The sequence below is a fragment of the Lacicoccus alkaliphilus DSM 16010 genome (assembly GCF_900142805.1).
GTDB lineage: Bacteria > Bacillota > Bacilli > Staphylococcales > Salinicoccaceae > Lacicoccus > Lacicoccus alkaliphilus.
The window spans coordinates 85,932-100,703 of record NZ_FRCF01000002.1 but is presented as its reverse complement, the minus strand read 5'-3'; the positions used below and the strand labels follow the sequence as shown (position 1 = coordinate 100,703).

At 47.2% G+C, this 14,772-nt stretch carries 15 protein-coding genes and 1 riboswitch; of the genes, 8 read left to right on the top strand and 7 right to left on the bottom strand.

Annotation, left to right across the window (positions count from 1 at the left end):
* Nucleotides 1–154: 154 nt before the first annotated feature.
* On the bottom strand, nucleotides 155–622 hold the full coding sequence (locus tag BUA12_RS00680) for a methylated-DNA--[protein]-cysteine S-methyltransferase (RefSeq protein ID WP_072707330.1): 468 nt from the start codon (nucleotides 620–622) through the stop codon (nucleotides 155–157).
* A 114-nt stretch (nucleotides 623–736) separates the two neighbouring features.
* Between BUA12_RS00680 and mnmM the strand changes: the two genes are divergently transcribed.
* Nucleotides 737–1,294 (top strand): tRNA 5-(aminomethyl)-2-thiouridylate-methyltransferase MnmM, encoded by a 558-nt coding sequence (gene mnmM / locus BUA12_RS00675; protein ID WP_072707328.1) that lies wholly within the window; start codon nucleotides 737–739, stop codon nucleotides 1,292–1,294.
* Nucleotides 1,295–1,314: 20 nt separating this feature from the next.
* Here mnmM and BUA12_RS00670 read toward each other — a convergent pair whose 3' ends face one another.
* Nucleotides 1,315–2,115: an alpha/beta fold hydrolase gene (locus BUA12_RS00670; RefSeq protein WP_072707326.1), complete on the bottom strand. Its 801-nt coding sequence runs from the start codon at nucleotides 2,113–2,115 to the stop codon at nucleotides 1,315–1,317.
* Nucleotides 2,116–2,197: 82 nt separating this feature from the next.
* On the opposite strand from BUA12_RS00670, the gene BUA12_RS00665 reads away from it, so the two are divergent.
* Both BUA12_RS00665 and BUA12_RS00660 read left to right on the top strand, forming a co-directional pair.
* Entirely contained in the window at nucleotides 2,198–2,707 is a 510-nt protein-coding gene (locus BUA12_RS00665; RefSeq protein WP_072707323.1) for a gamma carbonic anhydrase, read from the top strand.
* A 125-nt stretch (nucleotides 2,708–2,832) separates the two neighbouring features.
* The gene (locus tag BUA12_RS00660) at nucleotides 2,833–3,822 is read left to right on the top strand and encodes a proline dehydrogenase family protein (RefSeq protein ID WP_072707321.1); all 990 of its coding nucleotides are present in this window, start codon (nucleotides 2,833–2,835) and stop codon (nucleotides 3,820–3,822) included.
* 36 nt (nucleotides 3,823–3,858) lie between these two features.
* On the opposite strand, the gene BUA12_RS00655 is transcribed toward BUA12_RS00660, so the two are convergent.
* Complete coding sequence (locus BUA12_RS00655) at nucleotides 3,859–5,268, bottom strand: FAD/NAD(P)-binding protein (protein ID WP_072707320.1); 1,410 nt, start codon at nucleotides 5,266–5,268, stop codon at nucleotides 3,859–3,861.
* 96 nt (nucleotides 5,269–5,364) lie between these two features.
* Nucleotides 5,365–6,273: a nuclease-related domain-containing protein gene (locus tag BUA12_RS00650; RefSeq protein ID WP_072707318.1), complete on the bottom strand. Its 909-nt coding sequence runs from the start codon at nucleotides 6,271–6,273 to the stop codon at nucleotides 5,365–5,367.
* 367 nt (nucleotides 6,274–6,640) lie between these two features.
* Between BUA12_RS00650 and BUA12_RS00645 the strand changes: the two genes are divergently transcribed.
* Nucleotides 6,641–6,886 carry a hypothetical protein gene (locus BUA12_RS00645; protein ID WP_072707316.1) on the top strand — a complete coding sequence of 82 codons (246 nt, stop codon included), beginning with the start codon at nucleotides 6,641–6,643 and terminating at the stop codon, nucleotides 6,884–6,886.
* Nucleotides 6,887–6,936: 50 nt separating this feature from the next.
* Here the strand turns inward: BUA12_RS00645 and metK are convergent, their stop codons facing one another.
* Together metK and BUA12_RS00635 are read right to left on the bottom strand one after the other, a co-directional pair.
* Complete coding sequence (gene metK, locus BUA12_RS00640; RefSeq protein WP_072707314.1) at nucleotides 6,937–8,118, bottom strand: methionine adenosyltransferase; 1,182 nt, start codon at nucleotides 8,116–8,118, stop codon at nucleotides 6,937–6,939.
* Between the two features lie 87 nt (nucleotides 8,119–8,205).
* A riboswitch (SAM riboswitch) is annotated at nucleotides 8,206–8,309 on the bottom strand.
* A gap of 57 nt (nucleotides 8,310–8,366) precedes the next feature.
* The gene (locus BUA12_RS00635) at nucleotides 8,367–9,146 is read right to left on the bottom strand and encodes an Ltp family lipoprotein (RefSeq protein ID WP_072707312.1); all 780 of its coding nucleotides are present in this window, start codon (nucleotides 9,144–9,146) and stop codon (nucleotides 8,367–8,369) included.
* A gap of 283 nt (nucleotides 9,147–9,429) precedes the next feature.
* On the opposite strand from BUA12_RS00635, the gene pckA reads away from it, so the two are divergent.
* The 4 genes from pckA (at nucleotide 9,430) to BUA12_RS00615 (ending at nucleotide 14,040) form a co-directional block, all read left to right on the top strand.
* The gene (gene pckA / locus BUA12_RS00630; RefSeq protein ID WP_072707310.1) at nucleotides 9,430–11,007 is read left to right on the top strand and encodes a phosphoenolpyruvate carboxykinase (ATP); all 1,578 of its coding nucleotides are present in this window, start codon (nucleotides 9,430–9,432) and stop codon (nucleotides 11,005–11,007) included.
* A 222-nt stretch (nucleotides 11,008–11,229) separates the two neighbouring features.
* Complete coding sequence (locus BUA12_RS00625; RefSeq protein WP_072707308.1) at nucleotides 11,230–12,270, top strand: quaternary amine ABC transporter ATP-binding protein; 1,041 nt, start codon at nucleotides 11,230–11,232, stop codon at nucleotides 12,268–12,270.
* Complete coding sequence (locus BUA12_RS00620; RefSeq protein ID WP_072707307.1) at nucleotides 12,260–13,099, top strand: ABC transporter permease; 840 nt, start codon at nucleotides 12,260–12,262, stop codon at nucleotides 13,097–13,099. Before BUA12_RS00625 ends, BUA12_RS00620 begins: the two co-directional genes overlap by 11 nt.
* A 23-nt stretch (nucleotides 13,100–13,122) precedes the next feature.
* Nucleotides 13,123–14,040 (top strand): glycine betaine ABC transporter substrate-binding protein, encoded by a 918-nt coding sequence (locus BUA12_RS00615; protein ID WP_072707305.1) that lies wholly within the window; start codon nucleotides 13,123–13,125, stop codon nucleotides 14,038–14,040.
* A gap of 218 nt (nucleotides 14,041–14,258) precedes the next feature.
* On the opposite strand, the gene BUA12_RS00610 is transcribed toward BUA12_RS00615, so the two are convergent.
* Nucleotides 14,259–14,717, bottom strand: a complete 459-nt coding sequence (locus BUA12_RS00610) for an NUDIX domain-containing protein (RefSeq protein ID WP_072707303.1) — start codon at nucleotides 14,715–14,717, stop codon at nucleotides 14,259–14,261.
* Nucleotides 14,718–14,772 lie beyond the last annotated feature (55 nt).

Sequence of the window (14,772 nt, the reverse complement as noted above, 5' to 3'; positions counted from 1 at the left end):
TAAGAATATTAAATTGGGATGATACAGACGAGTTCATACTGGGCTGCTGCCGGTTCGCACCACCACCGGTTCTCTTGGAACAGCGTCATATTACTACTTCTGTACAAGTACTAATATATGCCATTTCAAAAATATTAGCAAGCATAATAAAGGATCAGATGAGCTGCAGCCCTTCTATCGTCAACAGTTTAGATTTTCTATCCAATCCGCCCGTATAGCCGCCCAGGGTGCCGTCGCTGGAAATCACCCTGTGGCAGGGCACGATGATGGAGACCGGGTTTTTACCGTTGGCATTGGCCACCGCCCTCGTATAATTGGCACCGCCGCATCTCATGGCAAGTGACTTATAGCTTATGGTGCTCCCATATGGTATGCCCCTCAGTTCGTTCCACACTCTCCTCTGGAATTTCGTCCCCTTGAACGAAAGATCCACCGGCACGGTGAAGCGGGTCCTGACCCCAGCGAAATATTCACTCAGCTCTTCTGCGCACTGCTCCAGGACGTCACTGCCGCCGGCTGATTCACCGGGTGCCTCTTTATAGTCCAGGCCTGTGATCGCTTCACCCGCGCTCCGGATTTCAAGCCATCCGACAGGACTTTCATAATAGATGATATTCTCCATTTGCCATCCCCCTCATACTCTGTATTGCTCCATTCATCTTCATTTTACAACACTTGATAATTTTTCATGAATGATTGACTGCCGATATGGTATTATTTTCTATGAGGTGATCTTATGCTGATGAAAATATTGCCGGCTGCCAAAAAGCTGATGGAGGAAAACGTCTCCCCCGGAGACACGGTCGTCGATGCCACTTGCGGCAACGGCCATGATACGAAGTTCCTTGCGGAGCTGACAGGTCCGGGAGGGAGCGTCTACAGCTTCGACATCCAGAAGACGGCGCTCGACCATGCCCGGGAACTGACCGAAGGACTGGATAATATACAATTCATCCTGGATTCGCACAGCCGCATCGAAAATCATATCGAAGTGCCGGTTCAGGCTGCGATGTTCAATCTGGGCTATCTGCCTAAAGGTGACAAGTCAATCACCACGGAAAGTGAATCGACCATAGAAGCCCTCAGGCAGCTCTTTCACCTGTTGAAGCCAGGAGGCCGGATCGTCATCGTCGTCTATCACGGGCATGAAAAGGGCAAAGACGAAAAGGATGCGCTTTATGACCACCTTTCCCATATTCCACAGCAAGAGGCAAATATCCTTGAATACCGTTTCATCAACCAAAAGAACAACGCACCGTTCATTTTATGCATGGAGAAAACCCATAATGCCTGAAGTGCATATGAGATTCCCCTTTAAAACAATCCGATCCTGAAGAGCTGGGAGTTGAAGAACTTTTCAAGATGATAAAAAGGCACTTCAATGTCCTCCCTTTGGAATATGCCGTGGTCCGCACTGTCCAGCATGATGACCTGAAGTTCTTTATTCGCTACCTTCTTTACATAATTGGATGATATGAACGGTTCGATGATTTCATTGCCCTCGGTGAATATAGAGAGCAGCGGGACATCCGGAAATTCATCCATATTTCCGGATGTGTTCTTCATCTGGTTGATGACCGTCTTATACCAGTGATAGCTGACCTTGTCCACGATCAGCTCGTCATTCTCGTACCGTTCCAGATAAGTTTTATCGGTAGTGAAATATTTCATCTTGATGCCCGGATTGAACCTTGTCTCATCACTGGATGTCCTGACGCTGGTGATCAGTGTGTTTTTACGGTTCATGAACGACTGCTTGAATGATAGCAGCGGGTTCAGCAGTGCGACGCCGTCAATATGGATATTATGCTGCTTGATCAGTTCCATCGCAATCAGGCCGCCAAGGCCCTGGCCGATGATGAATGTCGGCAGCCGGTAGCCCCTGGTCATTTCAAACCATTCCATGACCCGGTCGATATATTGATAGAAGTCTGTGATATGACCTTTATGAACCCTGGTCGTCTGCCCGTGTCCCGGCAGATCTCCGGTGATGACATGATAATTGGCGTTCCTCAGCCGGCTGATCAGGTTTGTGTAGTACTCATGGTGTTCAAGCATATCATGTATGACGACGACGACACCTTTCGGTTCGTATTCCGTTTCCCATTTCCACATTTGAGGCGAGTCTCCTTAAGTCCTTTTATGATTCATTATGATACAATTATTATAACAACAATTTGATGAAAGGATAGTGCAAATGAGACTGGATTACAAAGGAATGGAACCACGGATAAATGAAAGCGCTTTTGTCGCTCCAAATGCAACAATCATCGGCGATGTGACCATCGATGAATATGCCTCAATCTGGTTCGGCAGTGTGCTGAGAGGTGACATCGCCCCCATTAAAATAGGCAGACACAGCAACATCCAGGATTTGTCGATTCTACATGAAAGCCCAGGTCTGCCCTTGGTCATCGGGGAGTATGTCACTGTCGGCCATAAGGTCACTCTTCACAGCTGTATCATCGAGGATAAAGCTTTGATCGGCATGGATTCAACCATTCTTGACGGGGCTGAGATTGGAGAAGGCGCATTCATCGGTGCAGGGAGCCTGGTCACGCCGGGGACCAAAATTCCACCGGGGACACTTGCGTTTGGAAGGCCGGCGAGAGTGGTAAGGGAACTGACGGAAGAAGATGTGAAAGAAATGGAACGGATCAACAACACTTACACCGACCATATTCCACATTACAAAAATGAAGGCTGAGAAAAATTTTGAAGTTTCATATGAATTCCCGGACACTTCTCAGTTATCATTCTGTATTTAAGGGTACAATATATTGAAAAACATTGATGAGCACACATGAATATAATTACATTAGGAGAGGTTTTATGCCATTATTACGAGATATTTTCATACATCTTTCAGAGAATGACATGCTGAATGAAGCAACTAAAAAAGTCGGCCTCAGGTTCGGGGCCGACAAGGTGGTCGGCGGAATTAAAGTTGAAGATACGATTGAGCGCATCAAGGATTTGAATGATCAGGGGATGGGCGTGACTTTTGATAATCTCGGCGAGTTCATCACTGAGAAATCGGAGGCACTTCAGGAAAAGAGCAATATCCTCGAAATGATCCAGGCAATTGATGAACATGGACTGGATGCCCACGGCTCGATCAAATTGTCGCAGATTGGACTGCACATCGATTACGACTTCTGCCTGCAGAATATGCGGGAAATTCTGACTGTGGCCAAACAGGCGGATATGTTCATCAACGTGGATATGGAGAACTATTCCTCATATGACGACACCATCCGCCTGGTGGATACGTTGAAAGAAGAGTTCGATAATGTCGGCACGGTCATCCAGTCCTACTTATTCAATTCAAGGGAAGACATCATAAAGTATAAGGATATGCGCCTGCGCCTTGTCAAAGGGGCTTACAAAGAGGCACCTGAAGTTGCTTTCCAGGCCAAAAAGGATATTGACGCAGCTTATATGAGGCTGATCAAGACCCACCTGCTCGAAGGCAGCGGATATACTTCGATTGCAACGCATGACCATAATATAATAGAAGAAACGATTGATTTCATAAAAGAGAACGATATCCCGGAAGACACTTTTGAGTTCCAGATGTTATACGGTTTCAGAAAAGATTACCAGAGGAATCTGGTGTCTCGCGGTTACAGGGTGATCGTCTACCTGCCGTTCGGTAAAGACTGGTATGCATACTTCATGCGACGTCTCGCTGAAAGGCCTCAGAACATCAACCTTGTGCTGAAAGGCGTGACGAGAGACAAGCGCGTCCAGACCGGCACTGCTGTGATTGCCGGAGCCGGGGCCCTATTGGCCGCTTATAAATTCATCAGAAATAAATAAACACTTAAAACCCCGCTCATACGACCGGGGTTTTATTCATGAGTACTGCTTCAACGCGCCATCAATCATCAACTTTGTATTTTCAACGATGATGTTCACCGAATTTGAAAGATAATCCGAATCGAAAGTCAGATGTCCGATGGCATACATCCCCCTCAGTGTGCCGTACCTGGGACTGATGACCCTGTGCGCCCTGTCGACCAGTATGCCGCCGAGACTGCCGGGGCCGATCAGCATCCGGTCCACCATGTTCGATATCAAAGGTGACTCATCTTTCAGGATATCCTTTTCAGGGCCTGTGGCATTGATCATCCAGTCCATATCATAGACGCCACTGTCACTTTCCACAATGAACGATCCTTCATGATGCACATCTTTCATACCGTCCACGATGGCGACTCTGCCTGATTCCGCCCACTCTACGAGCTGCCGGGCCACCCTGATCGGCATGGGGGAATGATTTTTATCTATATATGGATGAACCTCTTCCATAAAAATTTTTTTATCGGTCAAAGATAAATAAGTGAAGATCCTGCTGAAGAGGGGGTTCAGTGCAATGATCAGATACTGCAGTTTACCGACTTCGGCACTATTGGCAATATCATGCTTCAAATCTTCAAGTGTGCTTTCAGGGTGACGGTAGAACAAAGATTCCTCAATATTCTGGGCATCCATTTCCTTTTTGAATAAGGCGATGATCTTATCAAGAGGTATCAGATCATCCTTTATATAAGACTCCACCGCTTCTTCCGTGAAATGCCTGATTTCAAAATGATGGGTCTCCCCTCTGACCGATGGCATGTCCCCACTTCTTGAAAAGAGATGGACCTGATCCATTCCCCTTTCCAATATCAAGTACCGTACACAGTCTATTGCAGACAGGCCGGTGCCGATGATGCCGATTTTCCCTTCAGCTTCGTCAAGGCGCGCGTTTACAGGATATGGATTGAAAACGTATTTCTCCGTCCCCTTCAGACCATACGGGTCCCTATAATTCATCTGGCCCATCGCCAAAAACACCAGATCATATTTTTTATCATGCGTTTTTGTGTGAACAGTATAGGATATTTCTTCAGCATCATAAATGATATCCACGATCTGCTCATGGACCGCCCGGATTCCCCCGTGTGAATCTGCAAGGCTTTGGAAAACCTCCCGGGAGTATGCTCCGAAATCTTTCCTCGGATTATAGTCGCATACGGGGAGCGACTGCGTTTTCAACCAGTCGACGAACCCATCCGGACTCCCGGTGAGCGTCATCTCTTCAGAGGGGATATTGAGCAGCAGATGTCCGCTGTCCTCAATGTACGGTTTCCCCCGCCCCATCTGTTCCGCTGCATCATAAATGTCGATCTCCGGATCGCCGGCGGCCCCCGGGTGGGAAACAAGGTGCCGGGTGATGCTGATGCCCGCTACACCGCCGCCTATAACAGCTATTTTCACCATTATCTCTTCCCCTCCATTGTCCTGTTGTTATAGAAATCATTATAACATTAAATACAAAACCCCATACTTCACGTATGGGGTTACCAATTATGAAATTTAAGGATTCAAGGTCAGTATTGCTTCCTCGATTTCCGAAAGTTCCTTGACCGTATACTGGAACCTGCCATGGAAGATGTACTTCAGGAAAAACTCTTCCAGCTCTTCTTTGCCGACAAGCACTTTGAGTGTCTCATCATCCGAATAATTCGTGATTGAATAATTGCCCCCGTCGATCGGATTGAAGTAGATCATCGGCACCACCTCATACTGCAGCTTCAGAATATTCCTCAGTTTTTCTGCAGAGAGCTTCGTCTCGTCGATGACCTGGTTGTAATGGTTGACCGAAACATTCTGTTCATCGGCTTTATCGAAGATCAGCGTTTGTTCCTGCCTCTTATCGAGATCGAGCAGTTCAAAGAACGACTCGACATACGGCAACTCGTCGAAGTTGTTTTCACTCACGCCGTGCAGTATATGGCCGCTCCAATACTTCGAATCGATCAGGTATAAGCCGGTGCGTGTCAAAACGAGATGATCGATCTTACGGGTGTTGGTGTAATTGCGGCTCGGCAGAAAGACGTTGGAGAGGATCAGCATATCGGAACTGCGGATCTTCTCTTCCCTGACGAGCTTATCTTTCAGCTGGAGCAGCGCAAGGTCCGTGAGATACTCCCCCTTGTCCTCCGTGAACTGCTGCAGGCTGGAAAGCTTGTTGCTCAGAAGTGTCGTATCATTATGATACCTTTCATTAAGAGTGGACACCTCTTTCTTATGATTCAGATGTTCTTCTTCACGTTCACTTTCATATTTGTCGACCATCGACTTCTTCTGCTCTTCATATGAACTTTGGACCCGGTTGATATCATTCCGGTGCTTCAGATAATAGACTAGAAATACGATTGCCAGAACCACAAGCAATGCCGCAACCGTTATAAAAATCGGGTCCGTAAAAATTTCCGTGTTCATTCACATATCTCCTCTTCATGTGGACTTGTTCCTCAAATCTTATTCAATTGATATTATAACAATACTGTGAATGGTTTTCGATAAAAAAGGAAGTTTTTATTATAATGCCCGAAATATGTGCACTCGGCCCGAAAATCATCGCGAGGATGCCCGGAAACATGGAGATGAGCACACCCCCGATCAGACAATTGATAATTCACCCTTCTGAATATTGAATTTTATCACCTTATTATTTAACATTTCTTAATTTTTATGTTTTAATAGGCCCCACATGGGTAATATTCATATGAGATGCCGGATAGATAAAGAGAACCGGCACATATTACTCATCAATTTATATTGGGAAATTAATTAGGAGGCTATTACTATGGAATTGAAAAAGTATTTGTTGGCAGGCGGCCTTGCATCCGTATTGGTACTTGGAGCATGTGGCGACGGTGAGACTGAAGAAGACCCGGCAGCTGAAGATCCGGCAATGGAAGAAGGCACTGAAGAAGAAGGTGCTGAAGATCCAGCAGCTGATGACACTGAAGATGATATGGACGATGATATGGACGATGACATGGACGATGATATGGACGATGACATGGACGATGAGGACGACGAAGTTTAATTCGTCTTCTAAATTTAAAAACCCGGGGGACATCCCCGGGTTTTTTGTATTCAGCGGTATAGATATTCCTTGATGCGCTCCACCTTATCCAGTGCTTCCCAAGGTGCATCAAGATCCTCCCGGCCGAAATGTCCGTAGCTTGCCGTATCCTTATAGATCGGGCGCTTCAGATCCAGCATTTTGATGATGCCGTCCGGTGACAGGTCGAACAATGCCCTGATCGCCTCGACGATATAAGTTTCACTGATTTCGGACGTTCCGAAAGTGTCGACCGCAATCGACACCGGCTGGCTGACGCCGATAGCGTACGCAAGCTGAATTTCACATTTGTCACAGATTCCGCTTGCCACGATGTTTTTGGCGATATATCTGGCAGCATATGCAGCAGAGCGGTCGACTTTCGTCGGGTCTTTTCCGCTGAAGGCACCCCCACCGTGGCGGGCATATCCCCCGTAGGTGTCAACGATGATCTTCCGCCCTGTCAGGCCGGCATCACCCTGCGGCCCGCCGATCACGAACCTGCCTGTCGGGTTAATGAAGTAACGTGTCTCACTGTCCAGGAGATGTGCCGGCACCACCGCTTCAATCACATGCTCGAGGAGATCATCATAAATCTGCTGCGTGGAGATGTTTTCACTGTGCTGGGTGGAGATGACGATCGTATCGACCCTTTTCACATTGTCGTCCTCATCGTACTCGACCGTCACCTGCGTTTTACCGTCAGGCCTCAAATAGTCCAGTGTGCCGTTCTTCCTGACTTCGGCCAGTTGTTTAGATAATTTATGTGCCAGCGAAATCGGCAGCGGCATCAATTCGGGCGTTTCATTGGATGCAAAACCGAACATCAGGCCCTGGTCCCCGGCGCCTGTCGTCACTTCATCCGTTTTCCTCGTCTCTATGGCATTATCGACACCGACCGCGATATCAGCGGACTGTTCGTCTATGCCTGTGAGGACCGACATCGTTTTATAATCATAACCGTATTTTGCATCGATGTAGCCTATGCCTTTGACGGTTTCCCTCACAATCTTTGGAATGTCCACATAAGTCTCAGTGCTGATTTCACCGACGATCATAGCAAGCCCTGTGTTGACAACCGTTTCACAAGCCACACGTGCATCCTTATCCCGTGTGAGTATTTCGTCCAGAATGGCATCTGAAATCTGGTCGGCAATTTTATCCGGATGTCCTTCCGTCACCGATTCCGATGTAAATAAAATTCTTTCAGTCATTTCGTATAAAGCTCCTTTAAGTTATTTGCTATCTCTTAAAACAAAATAAAGTCTTTTCTCAAACATAGAGAAAAGACTTCGCTCTCCCCCTTATCGCTCAGAATACTCTGCGTTCTTTAGCACCTTTCTTTATAAAAAAGAGGTTGCTGGGCTTCGACGGGTGTGATCCCTCCACCTGCTCTTGATAAGAGATAACTCAGGTTATAATATACTAGAATGGCCGGCATAATACAAGAGGTTCAGTTTTCTCAGTCCAGGTTGTCCACCGCGTACTGCGCCTCTTCAGCCGTGAACTGCTCCCCATATTCCGATGTCAGCTGGTCATATATTGCGGCGTTCGACATGCTCATGATTTCCCTGTAGGACTTCGCAGACTCCAGCGCATTCGCATTCCAGTCCCACTCCATGGTGTCCACGGCATACTGTGCTGCTTCAGCCGGGAAATTCTCACCGTATTCCGAGACGAGCTGATCGTAGATGCCGGCCTTTGACATATGCATAATTTCCGCATATGTATAAGCACTGTCAAGCGCCGCCTGCCATTCCGCCGGTACGTCATCCCCCGATGCCGCTTCCTCAGTGTCACCGATATCACCGGTGCCGAGGTCTGTCTCAGCTTCCGCTTCATCCTCTTCTGTATGCAGGGAGGATATGTCATCTTCAAGTGATGCGATCGCGCCGTTCAATTCATCGTTTTCCGCTTCCAGAGCTTCGACTTCAGACGCCAGGGCCTCATTTTCTTCCTGCAGTTCGGAATTCATGCCTTGAAGTTCTTCATTCTCATTCTGCAGTCCAGTAATTTCTTCATCATTACCTTCACCGCCGGCAGCTTCTTCAGCCTGATTCCTCAATTCCTGATTTTCCTCTTCCAGGTTTCCGATTTCTTCATTCAACTGCTCGTTTTCAGCTTCTGTCTCAGCGAGTGCTTCAGACAATTCGTCAGTTGCGGTATCAGATTCCGCTTCAGGGCTGCAGCCGCTTAAAAGTATCATTATTCCCAGGCCCGACCCTACAAAGATTTTTCTCATGACTTTTACTTCCCTTCTAAATATTTACATATAAGTATATAACATTTTATTCATGAAGTAAGAGGGTAGACCCTTTTATTTCAAATATTATGAATAATGAATTATTTTTTTATATAATAAGTATAAAATGTATCTTTTATAAAAGGTTGTCTTAACAATTTATTTCACAAATAGTATGATGGAGAGTAAACGTGGATAGTCCCATTTTAATGTGTTACATCATTTGATAATGTGTTATACTATTTGCGAATAGTCATCAAATTCTACTCCTGGAGGCATACATATGGTCAACCATTCTGAATTAATTTCCAAGTTGGTATCGAAAGATACTACGCATGTTCAACTTTCCACCCCTCAACTTGTCACCGCTTCACTCAGAAGAGGCGAAGGCGCACTGACGGACACAGGGGCACTCAGGGCTGAGACCGGGAAGTACACCGGACGCAGTCCAAAAGACCGCTTCATCGTTGAAGATAATATTTCAGATCATAAGATCGACTGGGGGACGGTGAATCAGCCCATTTCCGAAGAGGTATTCGACAACCTGTTCGAAAAAGTGGTCGATTACCTGAACAGCAAAGAAGAGACCTTCGTCTTCAAAGGTTATGCAGGCGCGGATGAAAAAACACGTCTTGACCTTCAGGTCGTCAATGAATTCAGCTGGCATAACCTTTTCGTTCAAAACCTTTTCATCCGTCCGGACACTAAAGAGGAGGCCTTGAACATCGACCCGAAATTCACCATCGTGTCCGCCCCCAATTTCAAGGCCGATCCTGAAACTGATGGCACTAACTCAGAGGCGTTCGTCATCATTTCACTTAAAAAAGGCATCATCTTGATCGGCGGTACCGAATATGCAGGGGAAATGAAGAAATCCATCTTCTCCATCATGAACTACCTGCTGCCTGAACAAGGTGTCATGAGCATGCACTGTTCTGCAAACGTCGGTGAAAATAAGGATGTCGCCCTGTTCTTCGGCCTGTCCGGAACAGGTAAGACCACGTTGTCTGCCGACCCTCACCGTGATCTGATCGGTGATGACGAACACGGTTGGAATGACGAAGGGGTCTTCAATATCGAAGGTGGCTGTTATGCCAAGACGATTGACCTCTCGGCGGAAAAGGAGCCTGAGATCCATGGCGCGATCCGTTTCGGTGCCGTCCTTGAAAATGTCACGCTGGACGAGGAAGGCACACCGGATTATGAGGATAAGTCCCTGACTGAAAACACCCGTGCAGCCTACCCGCTCCATCACATAGACAATGCACGCATTCCTTCAGTGGCAGGTCATCCGAAGACGATCATATTCCTGACAGCGGATGCGTTCGGAGTGCTCCCTCCAATCAGCAGGCTCGACAGGGACCAGGCAATGTATCACTTTTTGAGCGGATTCACTTCCAAACTTGCCGGTACGGAAAGAGGTGTCACAGAGCCTCAGCCCGTGTTCTCTTCCTGCTTCGGTTCACCGTTCCTTCCACTGGAAGCGACTGTATATGCGAAGATGCTCGGACGTCTGATTGAAAAGCATGATGTGAATGTTTACCTGGTCAACACGGGATGGACCGGTGGCGGTTACGGCGTCGGACGCCGCATGGAACTCAAACATACACGCACCATGATCCGCCGTGCCATCAGCGGAGAGCTGGAACTCGGTGAATTCGAAAAAGATGAGATATTCGGTCTGAATATCCCGAATACAATCACAGGGGTGCCTGACGAACTCCTCATGCCTAAAAATACCTGGTTGGATGAGGATGGCTACGATGAAAGGGCAAACAAGCTTAAAGAATTGTTCAAGGAGAACTTTGAGAATTTCGGCGGGGAATCAAAAGAGATTGCCGAAAAAGGCGGATTTCAATAACAGATGCAACACCAAACCCATTTGAAAATAGAATTTTCGGATGGGTTTTTACATGTTCAGGCTAAATGTGCCTTCTTCAGTTACTTTTACAAAGTGCATAACATTTCCATATAAATGAACTATATATTAGGTGGTTTGCTTAAAATATCCCCTTATGTTATCGTTGATGATGTTGATTTCCCAAAATAAAAGCATAAGAAGCTTAAGTTAAGGAATGGTATTTTGAGTGTTATAGAAATTAAAAATGTCACCAAAGTGTTTGGGGCATATAACAAACAAGTGGAACAATTATTACATAATAACGCATCAAAAGAAGAAATTCTTAATGAAACCGGATCGACCGTCGCTGTAAAATCCGCAAACCTCGCCATCGATAAAAGTGAGGTCTTCGTGGTCATGGGGCTTTCTGGAAGCGGCAAATCCACTCTGATCCGTCTGATCAACCGATTGATCGAACCCACCGTGGGCGACCTGATGATCAAAGGGAAAAATGTTGCGAAGCTGAGTGCCGGCGAGTTAAGGCAGTTCCGCCGGGAAAACCTGAGCATGGTGTTTCAGAATTTCGCACTGTTCCCCTTCAAGAGTATACTTGATAATGCTGCTTTCGGGCTCGAAGTCCGGAATGTCCCTAAAAAGGAGCGTCTTGAAAAAGCAAGGCACGCACTTGAACTGGTGGGCCTCGGCGGTTATGAACACCAGAAGCCGAATCAGCTTTCCGGGGGCATGCAGCAGCGTGTGGGCCTTGCCCGTGCGCTGGCCAGTGATACCGACATACTGCTGATGGACGAAGCGTTCTCCGCCCTCGATCCCCTCATCAGGAAGGAGATGCAGAACGAACTGCTGCAGCTCCAGCAGAAAATGCAGAAAACAATCGTCTTCATCACCCATGATCTGGATGAAGCGCTCAGCATCGGGGACCGCATCGCATTGATGAAAGATGGTGAAATCGCCCAGGTCGGCACGCCTGAAGAGATAGTGACCAACCCGGCCGATGATTACGTCAAAGCGTTCGTCAAGGACATCGATCGTTCGAAAGTCCTGAAAGTCAAACACATCATGCGCCCTGCAAATCCTCAGGAGAACACCGGGGCCAACCCTACAATAGACTCTGAGGAACTCCTCTATCAATCATATTACCTGTTCAAAAATGGTGTCGGTGAACTGACTGTTAAGGATAAAGGTGAAGTGGTGGGCATCGTGGAGTTTGAACAAGTATTCGAAGTGCTGTCGGTCGGAAATGAGGTGGAAGAAGATGTTAGATAACTTACCACGCCTCCCCCTTTCCGAATGGACTTCCGACTTTGTCAGATGGCTCACCAGTACCTTCAGCTTCGTTTTCGATCCGATCAACGATTATCTCGGTGCTCTGATGAACTGGATCATCAATATACTGGAATTCATACCGCCAGTATTATTCATACTCATCGTGATGGGCTTATCGGTCATCTTCATGAGGAAGAAAATCCTCTCCCCGATTCTTATAGGCATCGGCCTCCTGTTCATATATAATCAGGGGTTATGGGAAAATCTGATCGATACGACCACACTGGTGATCATCAGTGGCCTGATTTCCATCATCATCGGTGTGCCCCTGGGCATACTCATGTCACGAAGCAACACTTTTGAAATGATCATGAAACCGATACTCGACCTGATGCAGACGATGCCTGCATTCGTATACCTGATCCCTGCAGTCGCATTTTTCGGAATCGGCATGGTCCCTGGCGTGTTTGCATCGGTGATCTTCGCATCACCGCCGACGATCAGGCTGACGAACCTCGGCATCAGGCAGATTTCAGATGAATTGATAGAAGCCAGTGATTCATTCGGTACGACGCCGATGCAGAAACTGGTTAAAGTACAATTACCCCTGGCAAGACCATCCATCATGGCAGGCATCAACCAGACGATCATGCTGGCACTGTCAATGGTCGTCATTGCATCGATGATCGGTGCGCCGGGACTCGGAACAGAAGTGTTGAGTTCTCTCCAGAGGGCTCAAGTAGGACCAGGATTTGTTGCCGGTCTGGCAATCGTGATATTAGCAATCATCATTGATCGATTCACCCAGACCAGCAATTCAAATAAATAAATAATATACAGGAGGAATCATTTATGAAGAAATGGCATCTTTTATTTCTTACAGCCGCTTTGACCCTCGTGCTCGCTGCATGTGGTGATGAAGGCGCAGAAGACGGTACTGAGGAAGAAGACGGTGCAGGCAGCACCGAAGAAGAAGGCTCAGAAGCATCAAACGACCTTGGTGAGGAAGACCTCACACTTTCCTACGTGGAATGGGATTCAGAGATTGCATCCACTCATGTCATGCAGAAAGTACTGCAGGATGAAGGCTACAATGTCGAAATCACCCCTTTGGATAACGCTGTAATGTGGCAGTCCATCGCAACAGATGAGGCGGACGCGATGGTCAGTGCATGGCTGCCGCTGACACACGGAAACTTGTACGAAGAATATGAAGATGACATTCTCGACCTTGGTCCAAACCTCGAAGGTGCAGCAATCGGCATGGTCGTCCCTGAAGACTTCCCCGTCGATTCAATCGCTGACCTCGGCGATGAAGCGAACCAGACGGTGACTGCAATTGAACCGGGTGCCGGTGTCGTACAGGCAGCAGAGAGAGCAGTTGACGAAGACTACGATAACCTGGGTGACTGGGAAGTCCAGACTTCATCATCCGGCGCCATGGCGACAGAACTCCGCTCCGCCGTTGAAAGCGGAGAGGAAATCGTCGTGACCGGCTGGTCACCGCACTGGAAGTTCCAGGAATTCGACCTTAAATACCTTGAAGACCCAGAAGGTTCTTTCGGTGAAGCTGAAACGATCAACACCATCGTAAGAGAAGACCTTGAAGCGGACAGCCCGCATGCATTCACTGTACTCGATAACTTCTACTGGGAAACTGACCACATGGAGGAAGTGATGCTTGAAATCGAACAGGGCGCTTCACCTCAGGAAGCTGCTGAAAGCTGGGTTGAAGACAACGCTGATATCGTATCAGAGTGGACAGAATAAAAATGAAGACCCCCTCGACATCCATAAAGATGTCAGGGGGATTTTTTGTTATATTCGATTTGCACGTCTTTATTTACTGCCTTTAATCGGTTTTCACGACAAAATTCGATTTGTGCGCCTTTATTAGTGCCTTGTAATCGATATTCACGACCGCATCCGATTTGAAGGCAGATAAATCTACATTCAAATCGAAAACACTCACCCAGCACCCCGGAATGTCACTCAAAAAATTCATCAGTCCGGGTCAATTCATACATGTGGCGGATGCACGCATCTTCCAGCAGCACACTTCTCTCTTCCTTTGGAATCGCCTCGACAGAACCAAACATCTCCGGCCCGTGGGTCTCCATATACTCACATTTGAAGGTCAGATCAGCGACCTCAATATAAAAGACGGCTTTGTTGAAGGGCTTTTCCGCATGAACCGTATAAGTGCCCGCAAATTTCAATCTCTCAACGGAAGCCCCGGTCTCTTCGAAGAGCTCCCGCTTCACCGCTTCCTCCAGCGTTTCTCCGGCTTCCATCTTACCGCCCGGAAACTCCACGCCGCGCACTTTATGACGTGTGAATAAATACTCCCTGTTGAGTTTTGGTATGGCGAGCACGTGATGGGTCCCGTCGAGAAGCGCTTCTGTAAACGTGACTTTTCTGCCATAAAAATCCGTGAATTCCTTCATATCCTCAGCATCCTTTGTTTGCCTAATATCAAAATACCCTTTATCATTATTTATA

What these genes read in the sequence shown, in the direction of transcription:
- BUA12_RS00680 (WP_072707330.1), bottom strand. Translation starts at nt 622, where the DNA reads ATGGAGAATATCATCTATTATGAAAGTCCTGTCGGATGGCTTGAAATC.
- mnmM (WP_072707328.1), top strand. Translation starts at nt 737, where the DNA reads ATGCTGATGAAAATATTGCCGGCTGCCAAAAAGCTGATGGAGGAAAAC.
- BUA12_RS00670 (WP_072707326.1), bottom strand. Translation starts at nt 2,115, where the DNA reads ATGTGGAAATGGGAAACGGAATACGAACCGAAAGGTGTCGTCGTCGTC.
- BUA12_RS00665 (WP_072707323.1), top strand. Translation starts at nt 2,198, where the DNA reads ATGAGACTGGATTACAAAGGAATGGAACCACGGATAAATGAAAGCGCT.
- BUA12_RS00660 (WP_072707321.1), top strand. Translation starts at nt 2,833, where the DNA reads ATGCCATTATTACGAGATATTTTCATACATCTTTCAGAGAATGACATG.
- BUA12_RS00655 (WP_072707320.1), bottom strand. Translation starts at nt 5,268, where the DNA reads ATGGTGAAAATAGCTGTTATAGGCGGCGGTGTAGCGGGCATCAGCATC.
- BUA12_RS00650 (WP_072707318.1), bottom strand. Translation starts at nt 6,273, where the DNA reads ATGAACACGGAAATTTTTACGGACCCGATTTTTATAACGGTTGCGGCA.
- BUA12_RS00645 (WP_072707316.1), top strand. Translation starts at nt 6,641, where the DNA reads ATGGAATTGAAAAAGTATTTGTTGGCAGGCGGCCTTGCATCCGTATTG.
- metK (WP_072707314.1), bottom strand. Translation starts at nt 8,118, where the DNA reads ATGACTGAAAGAATTTTATTTACATCGGAATCGGTGACGGAAGGACAT.
- BUA12_RS00635 (WP_072707312.1), bottom strand. Translation starts at nt 9,146, where the DNA reads ATGAGAAAAATCTTTGTAGGGTCGGGCCTGGGAATAATGATACTTTTA.
- pckA (WP_072707310.1), top strand. Translation starts at nt 9,430, where the DNA reads ATGGTCAACCATTCTGAATTAATTTCCAAGTTGGTATCGAAAGATACT.
- BUA12_RS00620 (WP_072707307.1), top strand. Translation starts at nt 12,260, where the DNA reads ATGTTAGATAACTTACCACGCCTCCCCCTTTCCGAATGGACTTCCGAC.
- BUA12_RS00615 (WP_072707305.1), top strand. Translation starts at nt 13,123, where the DNA reads ATGAAGAAATGGCATCTTTTATTTCTTACAGCCGCTTTGACCCTCGTG.
- BUA12_RS00610 (WP_072707303.1), bottom strand. Translation starts at nt 14,717, where the DNA reads ATGAAGGAATTCACGGATTTTTATGGCAGAAAAGTCACGTTTACAGAA.